At 60.5% G+C, this 24,559-nt stretch carries 19 protein-coding genes and 1 pseudogene; 9 read left to right on the top strand and 11 right to left on the bottom strand.

Annotated elements, in window-relative coordinates; genetic code table 11:
- Positions 1-89 precede the first annotated feature (89 nt).
- Positions 90-1,427: a dicarboxylate/amino acid:cation symporter gene (locus BGRAMDRAFT_RS05880; RefSeq protein WP_006047763.1), complete on the top strand. Its 1,338-nt coding sequence runs from the start codon at positions 90-92 to the stop codon at positions 1,425-1,427.
- A 575-nt stretch (positions 1,428-2,002) separates the two neighbouring features.
- Positions 2,003-2,413, top strand: coding sequence for a hypothetical protein (locus BGRAMDRAFT_RS05875; protein WP_006047762.1), 411 nt, complete (start codon positions 2,003-2,005; stop codon positions 2,411-2,413).
- 950 nt (positions 2,414-3,363) lie between these two features.
- Here the strand turns inward: BGRAMDRAFT_RS05875 and BGRAMDRAFT_RS05870 are convergent.
- From BGRAMDRAFT_RS05870 to BGRAMDRAFT_RS05840, 7 genes are all read right to left on the bottom strand, one after another.
- Positions 3,364-4,923: a phospholipase D family protein gene (locus BGRAMDRAFT_RS05870; RefSeq protein WP_044020461.1), complete on the bottom strand. Its 1,560-nt coding sequence runs from the start codon at positions 4,921-4,923 to the stop codon at positions 3,364-3,366.
- Positions 4,924-6,179: 1,256 nt separating this feature from the next.
- Positions 6,180-6,836: an arylsulfatase gene (locus tag BGRAMDRAFT_RS05865; protein ID WP_044020459.1), complete on the bottom strand. Its 657-nt coding sequence runs from the start codon at positions 6,834-6,836 to the stop codon at positions 6,180-6,182.
- Between the two features lie 676 nt (positions 6,837-7,512).
- Positions 7,513-8,481, bottom strand: a complete 969-nt coding sequence (gene hutG / locus BGRAMDRAFT_RS05860) for a formimidoylglutamase (protein WP_006047758.1) — start codon at positions 8,479-8,481, stop codon at positions 7,513-7,515.
- A complete protein-coding gene (locus BGRAMDRAFT_RS05855; protein WP_006047757.1) occupies positions 8,478-9,254 on the bottom strand; it encodes an amino acid ABC transporter ATP-binding protein in 777 nt (258 codons plus the stop codon). Before BGRAMDRAFT_RS05855 ends, hutG begins: the two co-directional genes overlap by 4 nt.
- Positions 9,251-9,919 carry an amino acid ABC transporter permease gene (locus BGRAMDRAFT_RS05850; protein WP_006047756.1) on the bottom strand — a complete coding sequence of 223 codons (669 nt, stop codon included), beginning with the start codon at positions 9,917-9,919 and terminating at the stop codon, positions 9,251-9,253. Before BGRAMDRAFT_RS05850 ends, BGRAMDRAFT_RS05855 begins: the two co-directional genes overlap by 4 nt.
- Positions 9,920-9,934: 15 nt before the next feature.
- The gene (locus tag BGRAMDRAFT_RS05845) at positions 9,935-10,690 is read right to left on the bottom strand and encodes a transporter substrate-binding domain-containing protein (protein ID WP_006047755.1); all 756 of its coding nucleotides are present in this window, start codon (positions 10,688-10,690) and stop codon (positions 9,935-9,937) included.
- Between the two features lie 85 nt (positions 10,691-10,775).
- Positions 10,776-11,525, bottom strand: coding sequence for an IclR family transcriptional regulator (locus BGRAMDRAFT_RS05840; RefSeq protein WP_006047754.1), 750 nt, complete (start codon positions 11,523-11,525; stop codon positions 10,776-10,778).
- A 481-nt stretch (positions 11,526-12,006) separates the two neighbouring features.
- On the opposite strand from BGRAMDRAFT_RS05840, the gene BGRAMDRAFT_RS05835 reads away from it, so the two are divergent.
- Positions 12,007-14,934, top strand: coding sequence for a bifunctional diguanylate cyclase/phosphodiesterase (locus tag BGRAMDRAFT_RS05835; protein WP_006047753.1), 2,928 nt, complete (start codon positions 12,007-12,009; stop codon positions 14,932-14,934).
- 192 nt (positions 14,935-15,126) lie between these two features.
- On the opposite strand, the gene BGRAMDRAFT_RS05830 is transcribed toward BGRAMDRAFT_RS05835, so the two are convergent.
- The gene (locus BGRAMDRAFT_RS05830; protein ID WP_006047752.1) at positions 15,127-15,546 is read right to left on the bottom strand and encodes a winged helix-turn-helix transcriptional regulator; all 420 of its coding nucleotides are present in this window, start codon (positions 15,544-15,546) and stop codon (positions 15,127-15,129) included.
- 166 nt (positions 15,547-15,712) lie between these two features.
- On the opposite strand from BGRAMDRAFT_RS05830, the gene BGRAMDRAFT_RS05825 reads away from it, so the two are divergent.
- From BGRAMDRAFT_RS05825 to groL, 4 genes and pseudogenes are all read left to right on the top strand, one after another.
- On the top strand, positions 15,713-16,585 hold the full coding sequence (locus BGRAMDRAFT_RS05825) for an NmrA family NAD(P)-binding protein (protein ID WP_006047751.1): 873 nt from the start codon (positions 15,713-15,715) through the stop codon (positions 16,583-16,585).
- A 79-nt stretch (positions 16,586-16,664) separates the two neighbouring features.
- A complete protein-coding gene (locus BGRAMDRAFT_RS05820; RefSeq protein ID WP_006047750.1) occupies positions 16,665-17,036 on the top strand; it encodes a DoxX family protein in 372 nt (123 codons plus the stop codon).
- Positions 17,037-17,423: 387 nt separating this feature from the next.
- Entirely contained in the window at positions 17,424-17,714 is a 291-nt protein-coding gene (groES, locus tag BGRAMDRAFT_RS05815) for a co-chaperone GroES (protein WP_006047749.1), read from the top strand.
- 52 nt (positions 17,715-17,766) lie between these two features.
- A pseudogene (gene groL / locus BGRAMDRAFT_RS05810) lies at positions 17,767-19,406 on the top strand (chaperonin GroEL).
- 159 nt (positions 19,407-19,565) lie between these two features.
- On the opposite strand, the gene cysC reads toward groL, so the two are convergent.
- The 3 genes from cysC to BGRAMDRAFT_RS05795 form a co-directional block, all read right to left on the bottom strand.
- Positions 19,566-20,180 carry an adenylyl-sulfate kinase gene (gene cysC, locus BGRAMDRAFT_RS05805; protein ID WP_006047746.1) on the bottom strand — a complete coding sequence of 205 codons (615 nt, stop codon included), beginning with the start codon at positions 20,178-20,180 and terminating at the stop codon, positions 19,566-19,568.
- Positions 20,181-20,223: 43 nt separating this feature from the next.
- Positions 20,224-21,165, bottom strand: a complete 942-nt coding sequence (locus tag BGRAMDRAFT_RS05800) for a chondroitin 4-O-sulfotransferase (RefSeq protein WP_232292231.1) — start codon at positions 21,163-21,165, stop codon at positions 20,224-20,226.
- Positions 21,166-21,732: 567 nt separating this feature from the next.
- Complete coding sequence (locus BGRAMDRAFT_RS05795) at positions 21,733-22,593, bottom strand: hydroxymethylpyrimidine/phosphomethylpyrimidine kinase (protein ID WP_006047744.1); 861 nt, start codon at positions 22,591-22,593, stop codon at positions 21,733-21,735.
- A 326-nt stretch (positions 22,594-22,919) separates the two neighbouring features.
- On the opposite strand from BGRAMDRAFT_RS05795, the gene BGRAMDRAFT_RS05790 reads away from it, so the two are divergent.
- Both BGRAMDRAFT_RS05790 and BGRAMDRAFT_RS05785 read left to right on the top strand, forming a co-directional pair.
- Positions 22,920-23,090 (top strand): rubredoxin, encoded by a 171-nt coding sequence (locus tag BGRAMDRAFT_RS05790; protein WP_006047743.1) that lies wholly within the window; start codon positions 22,920-22,922, stop codon positions 23,088-23,090.
- 282 nt (positions 23,091-23,372) lie between these two features.
- Positions 23,373-24,559: hypothetical protein (locus BGRAMDRAFT_RS05785; protein WP_044020562.1), on the top strand; the 1,187-nt coding region annotated here is incomplete at its 3' end.

Here is a 24,559-nt window from a genome sequence, read left to right as displayed (position 1 = left end):
GCGGCGGCTTTCCTTGTTTCAAACCCGCCAATTCCCCTCCGATCGAAGAAGGGAAGGGCGTCCCTTTGCCTCGAAAACGGAGGAGACACATGAAACGCAAGCCGATCTACCAGATTCTCTATGTTCAGGTGCTCGCGGCCATCGCCGCCGGCGTGCTGCTCGGACATTTCGCACCGCAAACGGCGGTCGCGCTCAAGCTGCTCGGCGATCTGTTCATCAAGCTCGTGCGCATGATCATCGGCCCGGTGATCTTTTGCACAGTCGTAACCGGCATCGCGGGCATGCAGGACATGAAGAAGGTCGGACGCGTCGGCGGCAAGGCGTTGCTCTATTTCGAAGCCGCATCCACGTTCGCGCTGGCGATCGGCTTGCTTGCCGCGCACGTGCTCGCGCCCGGCGCGGGCTTCAATGTCGATCCGTCCACGCTCGACGCGCGCGCCGTGTCGGGTTATGCGGCGCAGGCGGCGCATGGCGAGGGCATCACCGGATTTATCGCGCATGTGATCCCAGAGACGTTTCTCGGCGCGCTGGTTCAGGGCGATATCCTTCCCGTGCTGCTGATCGCGATGCTGTTCGGCACCGCGCTCGCGCTGATGGGTGCGCCCGCCGCGCCGGTCACGCAACTGGTCGAGACACTTTCGAAAGCGTTCTTTCGCATTGTGCGGATGGTCACCAGTCTTGCGCCGATCGGCGCCTTCGGCGCGATGGCCTTCACGATCGGCCGATACGGCATCGTCTCGCTGGTGCCGATGCTCAAGCTCATCGGCGCTTTTTATCTCACCGCATTTCTGTTCGTGGCGGTCGGGCTCGGCATCGTCGCGCGCTTGTGCGGCTTTAGTCTGTGGCGCTTTCTCGCCTACATCCGCGACGAATTGCTGATCGTGCTCGGCACCTCGACGTCCGAAGCGGCCTTGCCGCAGTTGATGGACAAGCTCGAACGGCTGGGCTGCCCGCGCGGCGTCGTCGGGCTCGTCGTGCCGACCGGTTACTCGTTCAACTTCGACGGCACCAACATCTACATGACGCTCGCCGTGCTGTTCCTCGCGCAGGCGACCAACACGCACTTGTCGTTCGCGCAGGAAATCACCTTGCTCCTCGTCACCATGTTGACCTCGAAGGGATCGACCGGCGTAACCGGCGCGGGCTTCATCACGCTCGCCGCGAGCCTGTCGGTCGTGCCGACGGTTCCCGTGAGCGCGATGGTGCTGATCCTCGGCATCGACCGCTTCATGTCCGAATGCCGGGCTTTGACCAATATCGTCGGCAATGGGGTGGCGGCGATCGTGGTGTCGGCGTGGGAAGGCGGACTCGATCGAAAGAAGCTCGAGACGGCGTTAGGCGGTGGAGAGCGGGTGGAAGGCGGTTCGCGGTCAGCGGTGGTCAGAACGACGGCCGCTTTGGATCGCAAACCTGTTATCGACAAATGAGTTGATGTGGTGAGCGCTTCGGGGCGATCACGACGGCATGATTAAGCTTCGATTTTCCATGGAGGCGCCGGCTTCGCAGCAACAATAGATTTTTGCTCTTACCGAGACGCAAGAGTTCGGCCGTGCCTTGTACGAGTTCCCTCGTTCATCCACAGATGAAGTGGTGTCTGAGAACGGCTCCAGTGCCGCGAATTCATACAGTCGGCTGGTTCTCCGCGCGTTTGCTTTTGACAGCGTTGAGCATTCGGCGCTTGAGGTCGAGTGTCAAAGAATCGGTACACGTCTTGTTAGCGCACGATCTCGCTTCGCAGTTGAGCTCGAGCCAGCAACGCTCAATTGGCTAGGCCTTGGACTCGCGAGTGGGGCGTCGCGGGTCAGCGAACTCTCGTTTGTGTTTGACTCCGACGAGAGATAGGCGGTCGTGGCCGCGAACGGTAACAGACGGCCAGAACCGGATGCTCGACATGTCAGGCGAGATTGCTGACAATTCGGCCAAGACTGAGGGAGAATCAATGCACTGCGTGTGAGCGTCACTCGGCGCGTTGCACCGGGCTCCTTCAAGATGGAGATCAAGAGTGTCTTTGCATAACGTCGCGTCGCTTCCATTCACCTTACTGAATCGCGGTCAGCTTGGTGCCGCAGGCGTGCTTTTCTTCTTCTACGCGGTCATCCTCGCCGGCATGGCGAAAGCAATATTCGAAATTGCCAACTTTGCGGGAGTGAAGGCGCGAACCGGAAGCGCCACGGTCATAGCAAAGCGGATTGTGCCCGCTCATTGGGAGTGGGAAACTGGTGGACGCTATTTGACACGTGCCTATGTGAAGGAATTCGAGATACTGGATTTAATTATCGAGGGCCGAAAGATGACATATCGACCCATTCCGTGGATTATGGAGCGAACTACAGCAAACTCGACGGAGCCAGTTCAGTTCAAGGCTGCCCGGTTCAATAGCAAAATATACATCACAAAATTCAAGTACCTTTAAATAGAGTAGAACAGCCCATCATGATGGCTGTGCCCACCTACGGGTCTATGTCAAGGATCGACGCGTCTCCGAACGGCCGCTCAGGGGTCGACAAGGGAAATTCGCGGCGAGGCGGAGCTGGTCACTGGCCGGTTCATGCCGAACTTCCTGGTTCGGCCACAATCAGTCATTCGAGATCGGGCTTAGGATCGTCGACGATTTGCCGACTGAGTGCCGCAGCACTCCTGATCGGCGAACCCAAGGTTGAATGGCCGGCGTGGTATGCGTCATGAAAGTATGACTACTGCTCTCTCCAGTCGCCGGAGTAAAGGTCATAGACCACCATGTGCTGTAGCGCCTCTCGAATCTTGTCTTCTCCAACGGCGTCAAACAAGCGAGTCGGGAGTAGGTCCGTGACCACTGTCACACGGACAGATGCTTTCGTACTTTGCCTTTGTTTTTCGGGCGGCGTGACGTTTCACGTAGAGGCGGACCACGAACCCTCGTGGCCAGAAGCATTTGACTTCATTGGTCGAAGTCACTACTGGCGCCATGAGCTAAACGGCTGACTTGCCGTGTCGAACGTCCGCTCCGAAAAAATACCAGCGGCGCTTGTGGGTCGGTTTGGTTCGTCCGCCGTTGACCCGAATCTGGTGCAGGCGACGAACGCGTATAGTCGGCCAAGAACGGTCCTCCGCACTCTGTTGCTGAACGTCTGTTGACGAGCGACGAACCGCCATTTTGCAAAGCGACGACGACCGATGATTCGGCAGACGGGCCATACGCCCGACGGGGATTTTTATTTGAGCGATCAGGGCCTGGTGTCACCAGAGCAAACAGTGAGATTGTTTTTTTATGATCGACCCGTATGCGATAGAGGACTTTATCGTATATAGGACGACGAGTTCGCGTCCGTCGCTCATCGACCAGCAACCGGCTCCATGGCGTTCGACTTCCAGCCAGAACAGAATTCATAGCTGCGACTCGATCGGCAGAATGCCGAGAAACCAGATGCCTGCGCGGCGCAGCGCCGATACTTCCGGCTCGGAATCTAATACCGTGACGGTGCCGTCCTCGGCCGTATCGTTCCAGACGATATGGCTCGCGCCGGTCACGTCGGTGCGTAGTTCGAGCCGCCACGCTCCGCGGGTGAGGCTCGACTCCACGTGGTCGGTCACCTGCCGGGCGGCACGCTCGCTTTCGCAGTAGATACCTATCTCGGTGTTTAACTCGACCGAACGTGGGTCGAAATTCATCGAGCCGATGAAGACACTTTTGCGGTCGAACACATACGTTTTCGCGTGCAATGACGCTTTTGACGAGCCCAACACTGACTTGTTCTTGTCGACAGTGCCGCTGGTTGTCGCAACGGGTTTCAGTTCGTACAGTTGCACGCCTGCTTCCAGCAATGGCTTCCGGTAACGCTGATAGCCCGCATGCACCGCGGCGACATCCGTTGCCGCCAGCGAGTTCGTCAGCACCGTCACGTGCACGCCGTGTTGCGTCAGGCCGCTCAACCATGCCACGCCGCGCTTTCCGGGCACGAAATACGGCGAGACGATCAGCAAGTGCTGGGTCGGCTCCAGCTTCAACGCCCTGAACTGCGAGATCAGATGTCCTTCAGCGTCGCTGGGCGTGCGCGTGATTTTAGACGGGTCGTCATAGAGCAGCGTCGCCTTGCCCCATGAAAACTCGGCATCGCGTGACTGGATCACCTGCGTCAGCCGCGCTTTCGCCTGCCGCACATACGCACCGTTTTCGTTGGAGGCAAGCCAGGCATCCAGCTTCGCGCGGCCAGCCTCTAGCGCCGATGGATCGGCCTGACGGCCGAGGAGGTTCTCGATCGGATACGACGCGTCCGAATTCCAGTACTCGTCGAACGCCGTCGAAACATTCCGTACGATGGGCCCGTGCACCAGCACGTCGAGATCGCCAAACGCGACGGTGCTCGACGCGCCGAAGTATTCGTCGCCGATGTTGCGCCCGCCGAGAATTGCGCCCTGGTTGTCGGCGATCAACGCCTTGTTATGCATACGCCGGTTGACGCGAGCAAACTCGGTGGCCGTGCCGAGCGTCTTGAACCGGCGGTTTGCGACAGGATTGAAGAGCCGGATCTCAATGTTCGGATGCGAACTGAGCACCAGCAGCATCTGGTCGTCCGCATTCGTGCCCAGATCGTCGAGCAGGACGCGCACGCGCACACCGCGGTCTGCCGCTCTCAGCAAGGCCGCGGCGAGTTCACGGCCGGTCAGGTCGGCGTGCCAGATGTAATACTGAAGGTCGAGCGAGCGGTCAGCATATTCCATCAACACAACGCGCGCGACGAGCGCGTCGACAGAGTCGGGCAGCAGGTGAAACGCGCTTTCTCCCGGATGCTGCTGGTCTCGCGGTGTGAACGCTGCGCCGAGGCGCGTGGCCTGCGTATCGGTGAGCGCGTGGGTGGACACGCGGCCGGCTTGCGGTGGAAGGCTTGCGCACGAAGTCAGCAGGACGACGACGATCGCCGCAACAAGACTTCGGAGGTTCATCATGTCGCTCTCCGCAGATTCGAAGATGGACCAGACAAGCGAGCGACGCCAGCGGTTTCAAGTCGCGCGCTGTGACGCGCCACTGACTGGGGCGATACATTGCACCGTGCTCGCGGCCCCGGACGACCTTGGCAACGCTGCCAGCCGCCTGACGACCATCGACAGAACGGCTGACCTCAAACGCACGGCATCCAAGCCGCCGCGGCGCAGATCGTCGTAGTCACCGCAGGATCAAAAGGGCGTATAGGCGTGAATGGGGGCGACGCCGTGGTCCCCGATTCACGCGAGCCCTTCGCGACCGCGAGACACGGTATCGAGTGCTGCTTCGAGCGGAACCGCTTGCATTTGTCGTGCATCGTGGGCGGACGAAGGGTGACATGCAGGTACACCCGGATCGTGATCGTCTGACGACGATCTTACGCGAAGGCGACAAGGCGCGCGCTCCCGGATTTTCCCGGGAGTAATCTACCCGGCGTAGCCGGGGCAGACCCGAGCAGCAGTTTGTTACTGGCCCGCCAACATCATGAATGTTTTGGTCAGCTTCATTGTTCTTTCCAAGTCGGCTACGACAGATCGTTGAAGGACCGCGGTCCACGATGCGGGCTGTTCGCGCAGCATTCCAGTTGCGCTAGTCCTAACTGCTCACAGATGAACGGACATGCACCGAGTTGAATGCGCACCATCCCAATATAATCTGTTCCAGCTTTACCTAGACGCAATAGGACCATGGTCTGATTGGTGAAAAGCTCCCGCTGCCGATAGAGCGCTTTCGGCTACTGCAGCTGCTCGAGAAATGCCAAGAGCAATTTGTTGCCCCGCCGCTGAGCACCCGGTTGTGCGACCTAACACGGTTGCCATGCAGGACAACTTCAGGTTCAGCAGTACTCAGTCGCTGACTGCGGCAATGCGCCAGGAAAGACGCTTCTTCGCGCCACCCTCCGGGCGCCCTCTGGCCTGGAAGCGAACGGTTTCCTCCAGCGTTCCCAGGCACCAGCCCTTCAGGGACAGGCGGGCGTGGCCAGAAGCATTTGACTTCATTGGTCGAAATCACTACTGGCACCATGAGCTAAACGGCTGGCTCGCCGTGTCGAACGTCCGCTCCGAAAAAAATACCAGCGGCGCTTGTGGGTCGGTTTGGTTCGTCCGCCGTTGACGCGAATCTGGTGCAGGCGACGAACGCGTACAGTCGGCCACTTTGAGACATTCAAAGGTGCGGCGAAGATCGTCAACAATCCAACAATCGGCACCACCGTCGGATGTCAGAAGCCGAGCGAAGGGTCACCGCCTCGCTGCATCACGGCGCGCAACGCAGCCTGGGGACTATCAAGCGGCTGCCTTCCTCTGCGCGCGAGGTTCACCGCCGGGGCCATCCAGGGATGAGCGTATGCAACAAGAGTTGCGCCTTCTTCATATGCTTGATCCGCCGATGCCGCGATAGCAGCGAAGCATTCGTCGACGTCGCCATTCTGGAACAGCGTCCACACACCTTCAACGTGGATGACGTCCAATGACGTAACAGAGTGGCTAGCATACCGCGCGAAAAGGCGTCTCGTAGGCTCGACGGAAGCCTCAACCGCACACAGCACGGCGGTCTTTCCACCAATCTTGCCTGCCGCCGCGGCTAACGCGACATCTGCTCTCACAATCGGAACGGACGTGCTTTCAATTCCTTCCACAGCCGGTCCAAGCGTCGCACAAGTCAGGATGACGGCATCTGCGTCCGCCGCAAGAGCCAGAAGACAACGTTTCGTCTCCTCCTTCACGCTGGCTGGGAATGCACCCGCTTGTTGAACAGCCTCACGAAGATCCGACCGGACTTCATGGCGGAGGTTATCGGTCCGCAAACCAAGATTTATTGCCGCGTCCTCGAATATGCGTTGGTTGTCATTGATCGTATGCAAAAACGAGATGCGCATCGCCAGTTCCCTCGTGAATTGAACGCGTCTGTTTCGTCGCTTCCCTGACCGGGATCGAGCCCGTTGACTCACAAGCATTGTTTCAACGTCACGGCCAACCAACAAGGCAACACATCCTACTGGTATGTCTGATACCTCCTTCGACATTTGTCACTAGCATATTCAGAGACCGTGAGTATCAATGGCCACCGCTTGCGGTGACGTCGTCAGTCCGTTCCGGCTTGTTCATGCCGGCGCACGAAACGCGGGCCTCGCAGACGCGGCCCTCTCGGACCTGGGACGCAGTGCGGCCACGAGCCGCCATTGGTCGGTGGGCACTAGCCGGCCAGAACTGGACATTCGACGCCAACGCCTGGATCGTGGACAATTTCCGGCCAGTTGCAGCCGTTTGCCTTCGTGTTCAGCGGGCCATTCAAACGGCAGATGCGCACCAAACAACGGACGTTCGTACTGGGATGGGGGCTAAATAGTTATCGGCCCGCAGCAGACGTTCGCGCATTGGCTTGCATGCGTCGGCAAGCGCATCGAGCTCAAACTGAAACGCCGGAGTCCCGTGCGATACAGAACTCAGCCCCATCGGGCCCACTCGGGAACTGTTGAACTCGGTCGGTCCAGTTCGGGAATCCGGCGAGCCGTTTTTTCTGCTCACGCGATACGGTGAGCGCGATGACCTGATTTAAAGCAACCGGTACGCTAGTCGGGCGGCCGCTCTCGCGGTGCGCCTGTCCTGATCGAGCGCCGGGTTGTACTCCGCGATATCCGCCGCGCGCAGCTTGCCCGAAGCCCGCACGCGCAGCACCATCGCTTCGACCACCGATAGCGGTACGCCCAGCGCAGCGGGCGCCGACACACCCGGCGCCGTGGCGGCCGGCAACACGTCGAGATCGATCGTCAGATAGACGTCGTCCGCCGCGTCCAGCAACTTCTGAAGCTCATTCAGGCGCTGCGGCAGTTGCGTTTCCTGCATATCGACGTCCAACACATAGCGCACGCCGAGTCGCTCCGCATGCGCGAAAAGCGAAGCGGTATTGCCGAGATCGCTGATACCGAAGCACGCATAGTTGAATGGCACCCCTCGTTCCGCACAGTCAAGCGCGATCTGATCGAACGGCGTGCCGGAATTCGCGGGACGCTTCTGGCGCAGATCGAAATGAGCGTCGAAGTTAATGATCAGCAAACTGCGCAATGCCAATGGCGTTGCTGCATTGTCGGTTTCACGCTGCTGATGCAGCCGCAAACCGCTATACGTACCCCACGCGACCTCATGACCGCCGCCGAACACCAACGGCCGCCCACCGCTCGCCAGTACTTCGCTAACCACTTGGGCCAGTTCCACTTGCGCGGCTTCGAGGTCGCCGTCGTCGCACACCACGTCGCCTGCGTCGGCAAGTGCCGCCATCGCCGATTTGGCCGGCAAACCCGCGAGCGCACGGCGCAATTCCTTCGGAGCATGCGCTGCGCCAATCCGACCTTGATTGCGGCGCACGCCTTCATCGGAGCCGAAGCCGACGATCACGGGCGCATCGCGCTGCACGTCCACAGCGTTACCGAATGGCATCACCTGATTGAAAACACGTCGTGTGTCGCCGGGTTCGCCGTCGTCGGAACGGCCTGCCCACACCTTGTCATCGAATGGGACTCTCATGCGCGCGACAACACCGCCTGCAGGAATGCGCGTGTGCGCGGCTGTGATGGCGCAGTGAAAATCTCCGCGGGCGGCCCCGCTTCGACGATCATACCGCCGTCCATGACTACCACCACATTGGCCACTTCCTTCGCGAAGCCCATTTCGTGTGTGACGACCACCATCGTCATGCCTTCGCTCGCGAGCAGCTTCATCACTTGCAGCACTTCGCCTACCAGTTCGGGATCGAGAGCGGACGTCGGCTCGTCGAACAGCATCACCCGTGGCTGCATCGCTAGCGCGCGAGCAATCGCAACCCGTTGCTTCTGACCACCCGAGAGACTCGCCGGCATCACATGCGCCTTGTGCGCGAGCCCGACCTTCTCCAGCAACGCCATCGCAGCCGCTTCGGCCTGCGCCTTGCTGGCGCCACGCAACATGCGCGGTCCCACGGTGATGTTATGCAGCACCGACAGGTGCGGAAACAGATTGAACGACTGAAACACCATGCCGACTTCGGTGCGCAGAGCATTCAGCGAACGCTCTTTGAGCATCTCGCCGTGGTCGACTAACCGATGCCCGCAAATGTCGATCGTGCCGCCTTCTGCCTGTTCGAGTCCATTACAGCAGCGGAGAAAGGTACTCTTGCCCGACCCGCTCGGCCCGATCACCACCACGACCTGCTGCGGTTGAATGTCGAAATCGATGCCGTTGAGCACGGTATGCGAGCCGAACGATTTCGTCAGACCGCGAATGCTAACGATAGGCTCGTTGATTTTGGCCACGGTATTCATTGCACCATTCCTCCCACACGCAAACGACGTTCAACGCGATGCAGCGCGAAATTGGTCACCTGCGTCAATACCAGATACACCAGCGCGATAGCGAGATACACTTCAAGCGAACGATAGGACACGCTGATGATCTTCTGGCCTTCATGCATCAGATCGTCGATCGTGAGCAGCGACACCAGCGCCGAGTTCTTGATCAACGCGATGAATTCGTTGCCGAGCGGGGGGATCATCCGCACGATGGCCTGCGGCAGAATGATTGCGCGCATCGCCTGCCCTGACGACATGCCGATCGAACGCGCCGCTTCCATCTGCCCGCGATCGACCGACTGAATCGCGCCGCGGACGATCTCCGATACGTAAGCCGCCGAATACAGACCGAGCCCCAGCATGCCGCACAAGAACGCCGGCAGCAGGATGCCGAATTGCGGCAGGCCGAAGAACAGCAGGAAGAGTTGTACAAGCAACGGCGTGCCGCGGAAGAACGTCAGGTAAGCGGTGCAGAAACCGTACACGATGCGCCGCTGCGGCGTCAGCCGGCCGATGCCGATCAACAGGCCAAGCGCGCAACTGAGCGCGAGTGACGCGGCGGTCACTTCGACCGTCACTAACGCGCCTTGCATGATGTCTGGCCAACCGGCAATCACCGGCGAGAAATCAAGTTCCATTTCGTGTCCAGCCGTTTATTGCGCACTCGCGCCGAACCACTTCTTGACGATCGCCGCATACGTGCCGTCAGCTTTGATCCTGGCGAGCGCGGTGTTGAAGGCTGCCTTCAGCTGCGGCTCGTCTTTGCGCACGGCGATGCCGTACGCTTCGGTCGTCAGCGTTTTGTCGAGTACACGGAAGCCGGTGCGCGTTTTCGCAACTTGATAGGCGGCCGGCTTACCCGTCACAGCAGCGTCTGCACGGCCGATGCCAACCAGGTCGAACATTTCCTGGTTCTTCTCGACCTCGACGCGATTGATCTGCGGGAAGTTATCGCGTAGGAAGTTCACGGACTTCGTGCCCACCTGGACTGAGACTTTTTTGCCGTTCAGATCGGTCACCGTCTTGATCGGTGAATCGCTTTTGACCAGCACGGCCAGCCCACCCGCGTAGTAGGAATCGGTGAAGTCGATCACTTTCGCGCGCTCGTCAGTGATGTAGATGCCGGAGATCGCAGCGTCGAAACGATGCGCGATCAGACCTGGAATCAGTCCTTTAAAGTCAATGTCGGTCCATTGCACGCGTTTGCCCATCACTTTCGCGAGCGCATTCATGAGATCGACGTCGAAGCCGGTGCGCGCGCCGTTCTCGGTGTACTCCATCGGCGGGAAAGTGGCGTCGGTGGCGACGTTCAGCACTTCCGGCGTTTGTGCTGACGCCGCGCCGGAAAATCCGCCAAACGTCACGGCGAACGTCACGCATGCGAGGGACAACAGTCGTTGCAGCTTCATGGGGTAGGCTCCTTGCGGTTCTATCAAGTGATGCGGTTAATTTGAGCGCCCAATTTACGGATGAAATTGAAAAAGATTCGTCCCGCTAATCGGTTTGCATATGCTCGGAAATGGCGCGGGCCGTACGTAGCGTCCCGTCGATTAATTGGCTTTCTCGTCCGATGGCGCGCGTTGATGGCGCCATCAACGTGATCGACGCGCTGCTGCCGGCGCTGCGTCCACTGTGATGAAAGATCGGAGCGCTGACTCCCCACACGCCCAGGTCGACTTCGCTGTCGCTAACGGCGTAGCCCTGGGCTCGAATCTGTTCAAGTTCTGCTTCGATCGCGGCACGGCCGACGGGGTCGTTGCCAAACACGCTGTCGAGCACTTCGGCGCGCGCCCTGTCGCCCATGAATGCCAATAGGGATTTCGCCGACGCGCCCGCCTTGAGCGGCACGGCGCGGCCTTTCTCGAACGAGCAGCGCAACGATTGCTGGCTGTCGACCATCTCAAGGCACATCACCTGATGCCTGACCGCGACCACCAGCCCAATGCTTTCCTGCGACGCGCGCGCGAGCTGCTGCATCTCCGTGCGGCTCGCTTCGACGAGCAGAGAATTCACATCGAAGTCAAGCGCGAGTTGCAAGCTGATCGGACCGGGCGCGTAGTAACCGGCGTTTTCGGCGACGAAACCCCAGCGCTTGAGCAGCGCGATCTGACGGTACAGTGTGCTTTGCGCAAGCCCGGTCACGGCTAGCAGATCTTTGACCGACATCGCCTTGCCATGACTGGCGAGCGCGGCCAGCACCAGCAACACCCGTTCGGCCCCTGTCACACCCTGTTCCACATTCACGATCACGCTATCCACGATCCATCAAGAGCGCAGAATGCCAGACCATTCTCGAATTTCAAAAATCATATTCCCGCTCAATGGGAATAAAAGGGCAGGGATTTCCCTTGAACGGGACATCGGGAGCACGGAGAGTCCTGGCACTGGACTGCCCGGGGCGTTGAAAAGGAAACGATATCCAGAATGGACGGGGTTATTGCCCTGAACCTTTTTCCACTCAATTAATTATCGGACGCGCTCAAGTGCCCGGTCGTCGCGAACGGCCGAAGTGGCCGAGGTTTTACGGTGAGGCGTTGCCTGGAGCTGCACTTGTACCGCGGTGTCCTTAAAACCGCTGCCGACATTGAAATGATGTCGCCATAAAGGAAAACCCCCCAGTTGCCGTTAAGCGAGTGTCGGCAGCCAAATTCTAAAAAAGCTCCGACGCCATAGAGATCGTTACTGGATGTGGAGGCATGCAAGACCAATATTGCATGGAGCGTCGATGAATATCGTTTCCGGGGACCATCGCGGCTTGACAGGAGTGAAGGACGACAATCCGACGACAGTTGCCGGAAGTCCAGCGATGCACCTGTCTGCGTCAACAGAGGCGACAGCATCGATCGATAACCTCCTTCGAGCGTCGGGCGACCTTCTGCGCGGGAGAGAATGGGCATGGTATCGCGCGGGACAAAAACTACATCTGGCGGCGCATGCCCGCACACACCGGGTATGGCCGGAAGTTCTGGCCAACAATAAACTCAGCGAGTTTTGCGAGGCGGAAGCTCTGCATTGCTGGCCGACGGGACCCAGCGACCGCGCTTTCGGATGGCTCCTTGCACCGCCTGCCCAGCCGCATGAGGCGGCCCTTGCCGCATTCGCGAATGCGCTGGGAGTGCAACTGCTTGCCGACGCGCTCGCGCGCGCGCAGAAGACGCAGCAGGTACTGTACGAGATCGCCTACATAGCCAGCACTGTGCGCGAGCGCTCGGCTTTCCTGCTCGCGGTGCACCGGCAGCTCGCGACGATAATCGACGCGGAAAACTTCTATCTCGCGCTGTATGAACAGGCAAGCGGACGCATCACCTATCCGTATTACGTCGATGTTATCGACGTTGAGGCGCTCGAGCCGGAAAGCTACGACGTCGTCGACCCGGACCGCCTGTCATTGACAGGCCACGTGCTGACCAGTGGACAGCCGTTGCTGATCGACGCTGCGGGGATTATCGAGGCTGAAAAGCAGGGACGTTTCTATTGCGTTGGCGACCGCCCGGAGTTCTGGATGGGCGCCCCGCTAAAAAATGCATCGGATGAAGTATTCGGCATGCTTGCCATGCAGGTGTACGACGTGTCGCGCAGTTATAGCGCCGAAGACCGCGCGTTGTTTCTCGTAGTCGCGGGTCACGTTGCAATGGCCTTGGACCGGATTCTTCATCGCGCCAATCTGGAAGAAACCGTCACCCGGCGAACATCCGAACTGTCAGAACTCAACACTGCGTTGCGTCAGGAGGTGGTGGAGCGCAAACGCGCGGAACATTTGCAAGGTGCGCTTTTCAAAATCGCCGAGCTGTCTAGCGCGCCGGGAGATATGGTCGGGTTCTTCCGCAATCTGCATGGCATCCTCGGAGAACTGCTCGACGCGCATAACTTCTACATCGCGCTTTACGATGAGAATACCGAAACGGTTTCGTTTCCTTACTACGCCGATGAACTCGTTCACCATCAGCCGGCTCCGCGACGTCGCAAACGAGGTTTCACGGAATACGTGATCTCGCTGCGTCGGCCGTGTCTACTGAATCGCGCCGATGCAGAATGCCTGATTCGCGAAGGAAAGGTGGAACTTGAGCACGATCAGCTCAAGCTGCGTTCCTGGCTCGGTATCCCGCTTTTCGAAGGCGGCAACGTGCGGGGCATGCTTGCAGTGCAAAGCTACTCCCCGGACGTCCACTACACCCCGCGCGATCAGGAGCTGCTGACCTTCGTTTCACGTCACATCGACACTGCGTTGTCACGACGCAGCGCCGCCGATGCACTACATGCTGCCAACGTCGAGCTGGAAGCACGCGTTCAGGAACGCACGCGGGAGCTCGACGAGGCAAACGCGCAACTGTGGCACGAGAACTTTCATGACGCACTGACCGGTCTGCCTAATCGCCGTTATTTGCTCGAGCGGCTTGGTGCGGAATGGACGAGGCACCGCGACGCCGGGCAGCAACTGGTAGTAATGTTTCTCGACCTCGATCGCTTCAAAGTCGTGAACGACAGTCTGGGTCACCATTTCGGCGATCAGTTGCTGGTGTCGGCGGCCACGCGGCTGCGTGATTGTCTCGCGGATAAATGCATGCTTGCGCGCCTCGGCGGAGATGAATTCGCGATCCTCTCCGCCGAGGCTTCCGTCGAAGACGCTATCGAGCTCGCCGAGCGGATACTGTCAGCATTCGACGTGCCGTTTTCTATCGGCGATCACGTGGTTTTTTCGTCATGCAGTATCGGCATTGTCTCCGCTGACGATGACTTTCACGGCGAACCGGCGGACCTGCTGCGCGATGCCGATACGGCGATGTACCGGGCAAAAAACGGCGGGCGTGACAGTTACGTGGTGTTCAATCAGGAATTGCGACGCCAGGTTTCGGATCAGATGCAACAGGAAGGCAGCTTGCGCGCTGCGCTAAAAAAAGACGATGAACTCGCGCCTTTCTTTCAGCCGATCGTCTGTACCGCCACTGGTCGTCTGACTGCGCTCGAAGCTCTGATTCGCTGGCGCCAGCCAGACGGCCGCGTGCTCACCCCTGGAGAATTTCTGCCTGCGATGGAAGGACTCCGGGTCATGGGCCGGCTCGATCTATACATGCTCAATCGTATCGCAGTGATACTCGCCCAGCCGGGGCTCGCCGGCTGGCCGCCCGTACATGTGAACTGTTCCAGTTACAGCATGACTCGCGAGGATTTTGCGGACGACGTCTTCGCGCTCCTCCAGCAGCACGGAGTCGCGCCGTCGCGCATCTGTCTGGAATTAACAGAGGGCGCGCTGATTGCGGAGCCAGAGATAGCACGGCGTACGATGCAGCGCTTGGCCGACAACGGCGTGTCCGTGGTACTGGACGATTTCGGGACGGGCTTTTCGTCACTCAGCTACGTCCACGAGTATCGCTTTAGCGGCCTCAAGGTCGACAAGTCGTTCACCTTCGGCCTATCGTCGAATCCGCGCACGCGGGCTATTGTTCGGGCGATCGTGCGCATGGCGGAATCGCTTGACCTGCGTGTAGTCGCGGAAGGTGTCGAAGATGCGATGACGCTCGCTGCGTTGCGCGAAATCGGCGCGGGGCAAGCCCAAGGTTATTACATCGCCAAGCCAATGCCGCTCGCCGCGCTGGTGGAAGCCCTGGATTCGGGCAAGGCGACGCAATGGGTCGCGCCGTCAGAGAAAATGTGATGGCCTCCGCGGTATAACCGCGTCGGCGCCAACGTGCTTCGCGCGCCTGCTACGAGTTCTCAATGCGGTTTTCGCCTCGGCGTCCCAAGTCGAGTACTAAACGAGTGATGCGTCCTACCGCGCCATCTGCGAAGCCCAACATAAGCTGACCGCTTCAGGCTTTCGCCATCACCCTCACATCAGGCCAGGCATCTAGCGCGGGACATCACCGGGTGCGTCGTCAAAGCGGACGCGCGCGGCATGGATCTCCGGATAACGACGATCGGCCCAATCGATGAGCGCCGCCATCGGTTCCAACAGGGATTGGCCTAGTGCGGCTAAACGATATTCGACGGTCGGCGGCCTCGTTGAAAAAACATGGCGGGTGACGAGTCCGTCGCGCTCGAGATCGCGCAGTGTCTGGGTCAGCATGCGCTTGGAAATGTCCGGTATGGCCCGGTGAAGCTCACTGAAGCGCTGCGATCGCGTCGCGAGTTCCATGACCATGAGCATGCTCCATTTGTCGCCGATGCGGTCGAGCACGTCGCGAACCGCGCAGTGTGCCGGCTGGGCGTCGGCCAATTGACGGTGATATCGGCTGAATCTGTCGATCGCATTCTGGGACGTGCTCATTCGGGTTCCCTTTAACTCTTCTGGTAACAAAAAACTGCCTCCTTACGATGGAAGGCAGAGGTCTCTATGATAGACCTGCCCTCAAACAAAGACCGTTCATCACTCCTACGGACCTCTGGGCCGGGCGTGTGGTGGAGTCGCAGGATACTAATTTCAGGAGAAGTACATGTTTCTGGTTATGGGAATCACGGGACACGTAGGCGGCGCAACGGCGCAACATCTTTTGGCGCAAGGCAGGAAAGTCCGGGCGCTGGTCCGCAATCGCGAGAAGGCGGCCAATTGGGCGGATCAAGGTGTGGAACTGGTCGACGGCGACTGGAATGACGCGGCCGCCGTAGAGAGGGCGCTCGAAGGAGTCGACGGTGCATTTGTCATGCTGCCGGCGGTCTGGGCACCGTCGCCGGATTTCAGGGAAGCAAAGAACGTGATCGCGAACTATGTCGCGGCGCTGGCCAGGGCAGTGCCGCCGCGGGTGGTTGTGCTGTCGTCGATGGGTGCGAACAGAACGAGCGGGCTGGGAATGATCACGGCCCTGTCGCTTCTTGAGGAGGGACTGCGCCACCTGACGTTGCCGATCGCCTATGTGCGAGCCGGCGGGTTTTTCGAAAACTTCCTTTACGGCTTGCATGTTGCCAAGGACGGCACGCTACCCGTCTACTACAACCCGACGAGCCGGAAGTCGACCATGATCGCGACCGACGATATCGGCGCCCAGGTGGTGACGCTGCTGACCGGGCCGACGTGGTCCGGGCATCGCGTTGTCGAGCTTGGCTCGATGGTCAGCGCCGACGAAGTCGCCGCCCAACTGGGCAAAGTCTTGCAGCGCGACGTCAAGGCCTTTGCCATCCCGCGGGCCGGGTGGGCGGCAGCGTTCGAACAGCTCGGCGTTCCGAAGGGCCACACCGGACCCGCCGAAGCGATGTTCGATGCCGTCAACGCGGGCTGGATGGATCTCGGCGTTGCGGGCACCGAGCACGTCGCGGGCACGACATCGCCTCGCGATGTCTTTGCGGCGGCCTACAAGGCCACCACGGCATGAACAGCGCAGTTCGTATCGGCTCGTCGACAGGCGGCCACACTGATGCTCGGCAGCGCCCTCATCGGAGAAGGTAGAACGAATGTCCAAGTTTTCCTGGCGCCAGATATTACCTTTGGTTCTCGCGGCTTTTTTCGTCGTGGGATCACTCAGCAACATCGTCGCCCCGCGATCCATCTTCGAGGAATACCTGAAGTGGGGATACCCGCACTGGTTCCATTTCGTGACCGGTTCGCTGGAACTTATGACCGCCGTTCTGCTGGCGCGAGCACGGACACGGCTGTGGGGCGCGGCGCTCGGCTGCACCGTGATGTTGGCCGCGCTGGCAACCGTGACAGTGCACGGCGAATACGGACATGGGGTGGCGCCGCTTGTCGTGGCGATACTATCGATTGTTGTCGGCTGGATTGCCTGGCGCAAGCGGCTCGCTGCGGGTTCCGTGGTTGCCGCCTAAACCTTATGCGGCCCTCAAGAGCTTCAAGCAGCGTAGCTTGAAGCTCCGGGTAGTAAGGGTTTTTACCGACCTTGCGTGGATTGCCTCGCACATCGAATCTGGCGCGCCAAACGTAAAGGTTGCCGCGTCGGATTACGGCGATTCGTGACCGTAAGCCCTTGTATGTACAAGGGTAATTTGTCCTGCTGCGCACGCTCGCGGCTCAAGCTGAAGTAAACAGCTTCAAAGTTGGACGAAACTCGCCAACGATCCCTCCCTTCTTGAATTTGTCACCACCTGTCCATATAATTAGCACTCGTCGCACGAGAGTGCTAACAACTTCGCCGGTTGGCTCGGCCAGCCGGGTTTTCCAAGCGTTCTTCAGTCTCAATCAAGAGAGGAGTATGTATGAACCTTCGTCCTTTGCATGATCGCGTGATCGTCAAGCGTCTGGATCAAGAAACCAAGACCGCGTCGGGCATCGTGATCCCCGAAGCCGCAGCAGAAAAGCCGGATCAGGGCGAAATCCTGGCCGTCGGCCCGGGCAAGCGTGACGATAAGGGCGCACAAATCGCCCTCGACGTGAAGGTTGGCGACCGCGTTCTGTTCGGCAAGTACGCAGGCCAGACCGTCAAGGTCGACGGCAACGAACTGCTGGTCATGCGCGAAGAAGACATCATGGCCGTGGTCAACAAGTAAGCGCAAAGCGCTACTTACACGGTTATATCCAGAGAATTCAAGGAGTTAGAAGATGGCAGCTAAAGACGTCGTATTCGGTGATTCCGCCCGTGCCAAGATGGTCGAAGGCGTGAACATCCTCGCGAATGCTGTGAAGGTCACGCTGGGTCCGAAGGGCCGCAACGTTGTCCTGGAACGCAGCTTCGGCGGCCCGACGGTCACCAAGGACGGTGTGTCGGTCGCAAAAGAGATCGAACTGAAAGACAAGCTCCAGAACATGGGCGCGCAAATGGTCAAGGAAGTGGCTTCCAAGACCAGCGACAACGCAGGTGACGGCACCACGACCGCAACGGTCCTAGCTCAGTCGATCGTCCGCGAAGGCATGAAGTACGTCGCATCGGGCATGAACCCGATGGACTGAAGCGCGGTATCGACAAGGCTGTTACGGCCGCAATCGAAGAACTGCGCAAGATCAGCAAGCCGTGCACGACCAACAAGGAAATCGCACAAGTTGGCGCGATTTCGGCAAACAGCGACTCGTCGATCGGCGACCGCATTGCTGAAGCAATGGACAAGGTCGGCAAGGAAGGCGTGATTACCGTCGAAGACGGCAAGTCGCTGCAAGACGAGCTTGACGTCGTCGAAGGTATGCAATTCGACCGCGGCTACCTGTCGCCGTACTTCATCAACAACCCGGACAAGCAAGTTGCCGTGCTCGAGAACCCGTTCGTGCTGCTGCACGACAAGAAGGTCTCGAACATCCGTGATCTGCTGCCGGTTCTGGAACAGGTCGCCAAGGCTGGCCGTCCGCTGCTGATCATCGCAGAAGACGTCGAAGGCGAAGCACTGGCAACGCTGGTGGTGAACAACATCCGCGGCATTCTGAAGACGGTTGCTGTGAAGGCTCCGGGCTTCGGCGATCGCCGTAAGGCCATGCTGGAAGACATCGCGATCCTGACCGGCGGCCAGGTCATCGCTGAAGAAACCGGCCTGACGCTCGAAAAGGCAACGCTGGCAGAACTGGGCCAGGCGAAGCGTATCGAAGTGGGCAAGGAAAACACGACGATCATCGACGGCGCTGGCGAAGGTGCGAACATCGAAGCGCGCGTCAAGCAAGTGCGCAAGCAGATCGAAGAAGCAACGTCGGACTACGACCGTGAAAAGCTGCAAGAGCGCGTTGCCAAGCTGGCAGGCGGCGTTGCAGTGATCAAGGTCGGCGCTGCGACCGAAGTCGAAATGAAGGAAAAGAAGGCACGTGTCGAAGACGCACTGCACGCAACGCGCGCAGCTGTGGAAGAAGGCATCGTTGCTGGCGGCGGCGTCGCGCTGATCCGCGCACGTACGGCGATCGCCGGCCTGAAGGGCGCTAACGCCGATCAGGACGCAGGTATCAAGATCGTTCTGCGCGCAATGGAAGAGCCGCTGCGCCAGATCGTCACGAACGGCGGCGAAAAAGCCAGCGTCGTGGTGGCGGCAGTTGCTGCTGGCCAGGGCAACTACGGCTACAACGCAGCGACCGGCGAGTACGTCGACCTGGTCGACGCCGGTGTCGTGGACCCGACGAAGGTCACGCGCACGGCACTGCAAAACGCAGCATCGGTGGCAGGTCTCCTGCTGACGACCGACGCAGCGGTTTGCGAACTGCCGAAGGAAGATGCACCGATGCCTGGCGGCATGCCCGGCGGCATGGGCGGCATGGGCATGGACATGTAATTTCGTGTCCGCTCCCCGGTTGGGCCTGGCCTACAGGCTCGGTCGGGAGCTCATGCGAAAGCGCACCGCGAGGTGCGCCTTGCCAAAGAAAAACCCGCAGAAATGCGGGTTTTTCTTTGGCTTTGCGCTTTGCAGCGCTTCGGAAAACTATGCGTGTGCCTATGCCGCAACCGCGAGCGAATGCTGGCGCAAGTAGCTGAAGATGCGGGCCACGCTGTCGCTCAGCGTCAACGAAGCGGTATCGATGACGAGTTCCGGATTGACTGGCGTTTCATACGGCGCCGAAATGCCGGTGAACGCGGGAATCTCGCCCGCGAGCGCCTTCGCGTACAGTCCTTTCGGATCGCGGCCGGCGCAGGTGGCGAGCGATGCGGACACGTACGTCTCGATGAAACTGCCGGCGCCGATGATGCCGCGCGCCATCGCGCGGTCCGCGTGCATCGGCGAAATAAGCGCCGCAATGACGATGAGGCCCGCGTCGTTCATCAACTGTGCGACGTGCGCGACGCGGCGAATATTTTCATGGCGGTCGCGCGGATCGAAGCCCAGATCGCTGCCGAGACCGTGGCGAACGTTGTCGCCGTCGAGTACATAGCACGCGTGGCCTTGCGCGACGAGTTGCCGTTCGAGTTCGAATGCGATGGTCGACTTGCCTGCTCCCGACAGGCCCGTGAGCCAGATCGTGACCGGCTTCTGGCGGTGCATGCGCATTCTGTCCTCGAGCGTGATCGTGCCGCCGCGAAAGCGTTGCACTGGACTGCAGGGCTCTTCCATTCTCATGTTCCTGAAGGACTAAACACAGAGACCAACACAGGGACTAAGCGCAGTGCCAACCCCGCCGCCAAACGCCCGCGTTGTGCAAGCGCTCGGCGGAATCGGCGACAGCGACGTGGAAGCCGTCGGGCGCGTCCGGCGGCAAAGCAATCGAAAAGCCGGCGTGCGCGCTCGGGTATCCCGCGCTGGCTACATCCGGCCGTTGCTCGCCGGTCCAGCCGCTCGCAATCACGTCGCTGCCGACGCGCACTTCGAGCAGCACCTTCTGTTCCGGGCGACTGAGGTTCACGGCCCAGCCCGACACGACGCCGTCGTGCACGGAGTCGACGAAGCCGTCGTACATATCCGCAAGCGGTTGCGTTTCGCTTTGCGCAAACCGCACGTATTCCTCGATTGGCGCGAGGTCGAAACGGCCGATTACGCCGTGTACTTTCGCGAGAAACGCTTCGTCGAAGCCGAACACCACCGAGCTATGAAGATGCGGATTCTCGAGCCGATCGATCTCCGCCTGGATCGTCTCGACCAGTTCCAGCGCTTTGCTGAACACGCTGCCGGACTTGCGCGTCTTGCTCTCAATCTCGTTCTTTGCGTGCTCGAAAATCCTGTAATCGAGCTGATTGTCTTCGATAAATTTCTGCCTGGACTTTTCGCTTAACTGGCCTATGGCTTTCGGAGAACCGCTCGTGATGTTCGTCTGAAAATAAAACGGTAATTTCAATCCGGTCTTGGCGCAGAGACGCAGTAAAAATTCACTCATGTTCTCGCAAAGGCCGACGGCGCTGAAATGATGCCGAAGGTTGGCTTTCGCAATTTCCAGGCTGAGTTCTTCCGGCGCCGAATGGCCGGTCAGCATTTGCACAAAGATGTTTTTGCCGCCGAGGGACTCGCTGACCCACTCGTCGAGCGAAAGTGTACCGCGCAGTACGAGCGCCTCGGTGGCCGACACGCTCGCGCCGTGGGCGATTTCGCCATTTTTGCCATTCAATGCATAGCGGTAATGCGATATTTGCCGCGCTAAAGGATCGCGCAGAATGGTGCAATAGGAGAGAGGGGTTTTGAGGCTTCTATGAATGCCATACGGCTGATGACCGCCGCCGATAAGTGTCTCAAGCAGTCTCGCCCGGCACTTGTCCCAGCCTTCTCTATCCCATTCGAACACGACGAATTGGTCTTTACCTTTATTCAGGTCGAAAAATGAAATAACCGTCGATCCCCCGCTCTTGGGCGGGTGAATAAAAAATGTGGGCGCGGACATATAACGTTATGACGATTCACGATTTGCCAGTGTAACGTCTGGACCTGGCGCCCGTTGTAACGTTTGATTACAACAACGACATCTGCATAGGCAGCGCACGGGACGTCGTTGGATCAAAGTGCGCGGCAGAAAAAAGTGGAGACAGCGCGAAAGGCGCCTGTCCGCGCGGAGTTGCATCACGAACGGGTACAGATTGCGACGGCGGGCACCCCATCAAGCGGGCGGCTGACGCGCAACGGCGTCAGCGACATGCTCCGTGCGCCGAGTTCGCAAGTTGCGATACCGACCGCGCGCGAGTCAGTGTCTTGCTTCGCCTGGCGCCGCGTCCTTGCCGGCGGCCGGCGGCGTTTCGTCGTCGCTGCCGCGGGCCCAGAAGAAGCGGTCCGGCATATACGCGCCCATGCCCGGCCGGAACGCGCTGCGTATAGCCTGATACAGATACTCCTGCGCCTCGCGAACTGCCTCGGCAGGCTCCTGACCATTGGCGAGCAGCGCGGCGATCGCCGAGCCGAGCGTGTCGGTGATGCCCATGATCCGGTTGCTGCCGCGGTCCCACATGTCCTGACGCAACTGGCCGTCTTCGCTGAAAAGCGTGTTGACGAGCCGGTGCGTGCCCGTTTCCGTCGACAGAATGTATTCGCAGCCGTGCGACAGCAGATGCGAGATCGCCGCGTCTAGGCTCGGCGCTTCGGCGTCGCCGTCCGGTTGAGCAAGGGCGAGCAGCGTGGCGGAATCGGCGACCAGCAAGGTGGTTTGCGGCGCGAGCAGATCGGCGATGGCCTCGCGCAGTTCGTCGGCGGCGAGCACGTGTTCGTCGTCGAGCGTGAAGTCCGGGGCGAGAATCAGCGGAATGTCGTCGTAATCCGCCACAACCTCGGCGATCGCGCTCACGACTTCGGCGCGCGTGCAGGCGCCGACCTTGAACGCCGCAATCGGCATGTCTTCGAGAAGCATGCGCGCCTGGGTGGCGACCACTTCAGGATCGAGTCCGTTGACCTCGTCGCAGGTTGCGGAATCGCGCACGGTGTAGCCGGTGAGCACGGAGACGCCATGACAACCCATGCTGGCAAGGGTCATCAGGTCGGCTTGCAGGCCTGAGCCGCCGGTGGGATCGGAAAGACCGAAGGTGAGGACGATCGGAGGCGTGTCGCTGGGCATGAAGATTTACGAGGAGCAGTATTTTCGGCGCATCAGGTGCGCAATTGGCTCAATTATGCGTCCTAAACCGGCGCGGGGGCGTTTTTTCGCACAGGGCCGTTCCCTGTCGCTTGCTGCCGCTCCCTGTTGCTTCCCGCCTGCCGCTTCCTGCCGCAACGCGCGCCCGCCGTGTGGCGCGGCGCCACATGTTGCGCCGCGTGATCCGCCCAGCGCTGCCCGCCGTCGTGAGCCGCCTGCATTGGGCGTTTGCCATTGCTAGGCATTGGGGCGGCAACACGGTACCATCATGGCTCCCGTTTCCCCGGACTTCACGACGCGACACAAGAATGGAATATCAAAGCTGGATGTGCCTGATTTGCGGCTGGATTTACGACGAAGAAGCCGGTTTGCCGGACGAAGGCATTGCGCCGGGCACGCGCTGGGAAGACGTCCCAATTAACTGGACGTGCCCGGAATGCGGCGCGCGCAAGGAAGACTTCGAGATGGTCCAGATCTGACATCGAAGTCGGCCGGCGGCGCTCGGCCAGAGTGTGGCGTCGCGCCGGAACGTCGCCGTGCCGGCGGTGTCGCAATCACAAGCTGATATCGCCGGTATTGCACGGGGCATTGGCTCTTCAGCATTTGTCACTGGGCACGCATCGCCGCGCATTGTGGTTGCGCATTGTCGTTGCGCGTTTGTCATTGCGCATTTGTCACTGTTCAGTCGCCGGTTCGCGCGTTAGGCGCTCAGTCTGCGCGCAGCGCCAAGCGGCGGCCCGCCGACTTTCCGTCGCCAACTCATGACTCTTCGATCCGCAGCTCCCGTTTCCTTCGACGCATTGCCCAACCCGCGCGGCGGCGCCGTACGCCCCGCGGAGCTGGCGCTCGCTGAAGCGCTGCTGGCGTTCGAGCAGCACACCGGTTGCACGACCGCCCTAGTGCGCGTCTCGCACGCGTTGCGCAGCGCCGGCTGGCTGAGCGCCACGCGTTTCGCCGATGTGCTGGTGCGCCTTTCGCCGCTCGCGGCCGGCGATCCGGCCGAGGCCGAGAGCGTGCGGCCGGGCTTCGGCGCGGCGCTGCGCGATTTCCGGGCGGCGCTCGAGCGTCACAATCTGCGCGAACTCGCCTGTTCGCCGACGCTCTTCGATCACTACCGCGCGCTGTGCGCCCATCTCGGCGAGCACAGCGCCGCGTCGCCCGTTGCGTACGAAGATCTCGCGTTGACCGCGCGCCCCGTGCCGCCTGTGTCGTTTCACGCGCAGCCGGCCGAGCAGTTGGCGCATCTGCGGGCGCGCTATGAGCGCGCGCTGCTGCCGGTGCTGCGCTCGCAGCCGGACACAGGCAGCGCGGCGGCGCGCGCAGCGACGCAAGCCGCACTGGACGAACTCGACGCCGTATTCACCGAGCTGGCCGGTCCCGATCCGTACGATTTCTGGCGCCTCGCCAAGGCCTGCGCGCGCGCGTTGCGCGTCAGCGGGCGCGCGGCCGGCGAGCCCGACGCGCGGCGCTTCTACGCACGCTGCAACCTCGCGCTTGCGGACCACGCGCGCGGCATCGAACGCGCGCAGCGCTCGCTCGTGCGGGCCACGCTCGCGCTGCTGTGGCGCGACTACGCGCTGTTCGGCGCCGCCGCCGAAGACGCCGACCAGGTCGAGGTGCTGCACGATTACGGCTTGACGGTCGACTGGCACGTCGCGGGCACTCAGGCATCGGAAATGCTTTGGGAAGCCGGCGCGGTCGAGGCGCAATCGTTCAGCGCGCAAACGTCGATGACGCGCGACCTCGGCGTGCTGAGCGTCAATGCCCATGCCTACGAAGACTTTTTGCAGACGGCGGACGCCGCCATCTCCGCGCTCGCGGAACACGCGCGTGCCGCGGACCAGCCGGAAAAGGCCGACCCGAGCGAAGCACTGCAAGCCGGCGACGCCGCGTACCGGCTCGGGTCCGCGGCTTGCGCATTGGGCCTTGGCCACGTCGCGCTGCTCGC

Source organism: Paraburkholderia graminis C4D1M (assembly GCF_000172415.1).
GTDB classification, from domain to species: Bacteria; Pseudomonadota; Gammaproteobacteria; order Burkholderiales; family Burkholderiaceae; genus Paraburkholderia; species Paraburkholderia graminis.
Note: the sequence above shows the minus strand (reverse complement) of the source record. Positions and strands in the feature narration are given on the sequence as shown.

What these genes read in the sequence shown, in the direction of transcription:
- BGRAMDRAFT_RS05880 (WP_006047763.1), top strand. Translation starts at nt 90, where the DNA reads ATGAAACGCAAGCCGATCTACCAGATTCTCTATGTTCAGGTGCTCGCG.
- BGRAMDRAFT_RS05870 (WP_044020461.1), bottom strand. Translation starts at nt 4,923, where the DNA reads ATGATGAACCTCCGAAGTCTTGTTGCGGCGATCGTCGTCGTCCTGCTG.
- BGRAMDRAFT_RS05865 (WP_044020459.1), bottom strand. Translation starts at nt 6,836, where the DNA reads ATGCGCATCTCGTTTTTGCATACGATCAATGACAACCAACGCATATTC.
- hutG (WP_006047758.1), bottom strand. Translation starts at nt 8,481, where the DNA reads ATGAGAGTCCCATTCGATGACAAGGTGTGGGCAGGCCGTTCCGACGAC.
- BGRAMDRAFT_RS05855 (WP_006047757.1), bottom strand. Translation starts at nt 9,254, where the DNA reads ATGAATACCGTGGCCAAAATCAACGAGCCTATCGTTAGCATTCGCGGT.
- BGRAMDRAFT_RS05850 (WP_006047756.1), bottom strand. Translation starts at nt 9,919, where the DNA reads ATGGAACTTGATTTCTCGCCGGTGATTGCCGGTTGGCCAGACATCATG.
- BGRAMDRAFT_RS05845 (WP_006047755.1), bottom strand. Translation starts at nt 10,690, where the DNA reads ATGAAGCTGCAACGACTGTTGTCCCTCGCATGCGTGACGTTCGCCGTG.
- BGRAMDRAFT_RS05835 (WP_006047753.1), top strand. Translation starts at nt 12,007, where the DNA reads ATGAATATCGTTTCCGGGGACCATCGCGGCTTGACAGGAGTGAAGGAC.
- BGRAMDRAFT_RS05830 (WP_006047752.1), bottom strand. Translation starts at nt 15,546, where the DNA reads ATGAGCACGTCCCAGAATGCGATCGACAGATTCAGCCGATATCACCGT.
- BGRAMDRAFT_RS05825 (WP_006047751.1), top strand. Translation starts at nt 15,713, where the DNA reads ATGTTTCTGGTTATGGGAATCACGGGACACGTAGGCGGCGCAACGGCG.
- BGRAMDRAFT_RS05820 (WP_006047750.1), top strand. Translation starts at nt 16,665, where the DNA reads ATGTCCAAGTTTTCCTGGCGCCAGATATTACCTTTGGTTCTCGCGGCT.
- groES (WP_006047749.1), top strand. Translation starts at nt 17,424, where the DNA reads ATGAACCTTCGTCCTTTGCATGATCGCGTGATCGTCAAGCGTCTGGAT.
- cysC (WP_006047746.1), bottom strand. Translation starts at nt 20,180, where the DNA reads ATGGAAGAGCCCTGCAGTCCAGTGCAACGCTTTCGCGGCGGCACGATC.
- BGRAMDRAFT_RS05795 (WP_006047744.1), bottom strand. Translation starts at nt 22,593, where the DNA reads ATGCCCAGCGACACGCCTCCGATCGTCCTCACCTTCGGTCTTTCCGAT.
- BGRAMDRAFT_RS05790 (WP_006047743.1), top strand. Translation starts at nt 22,920, where the DNA reads ATGGAATATCAAAGCTGGATGTGCCTGATTTGCGGCTGGATTTACGAC.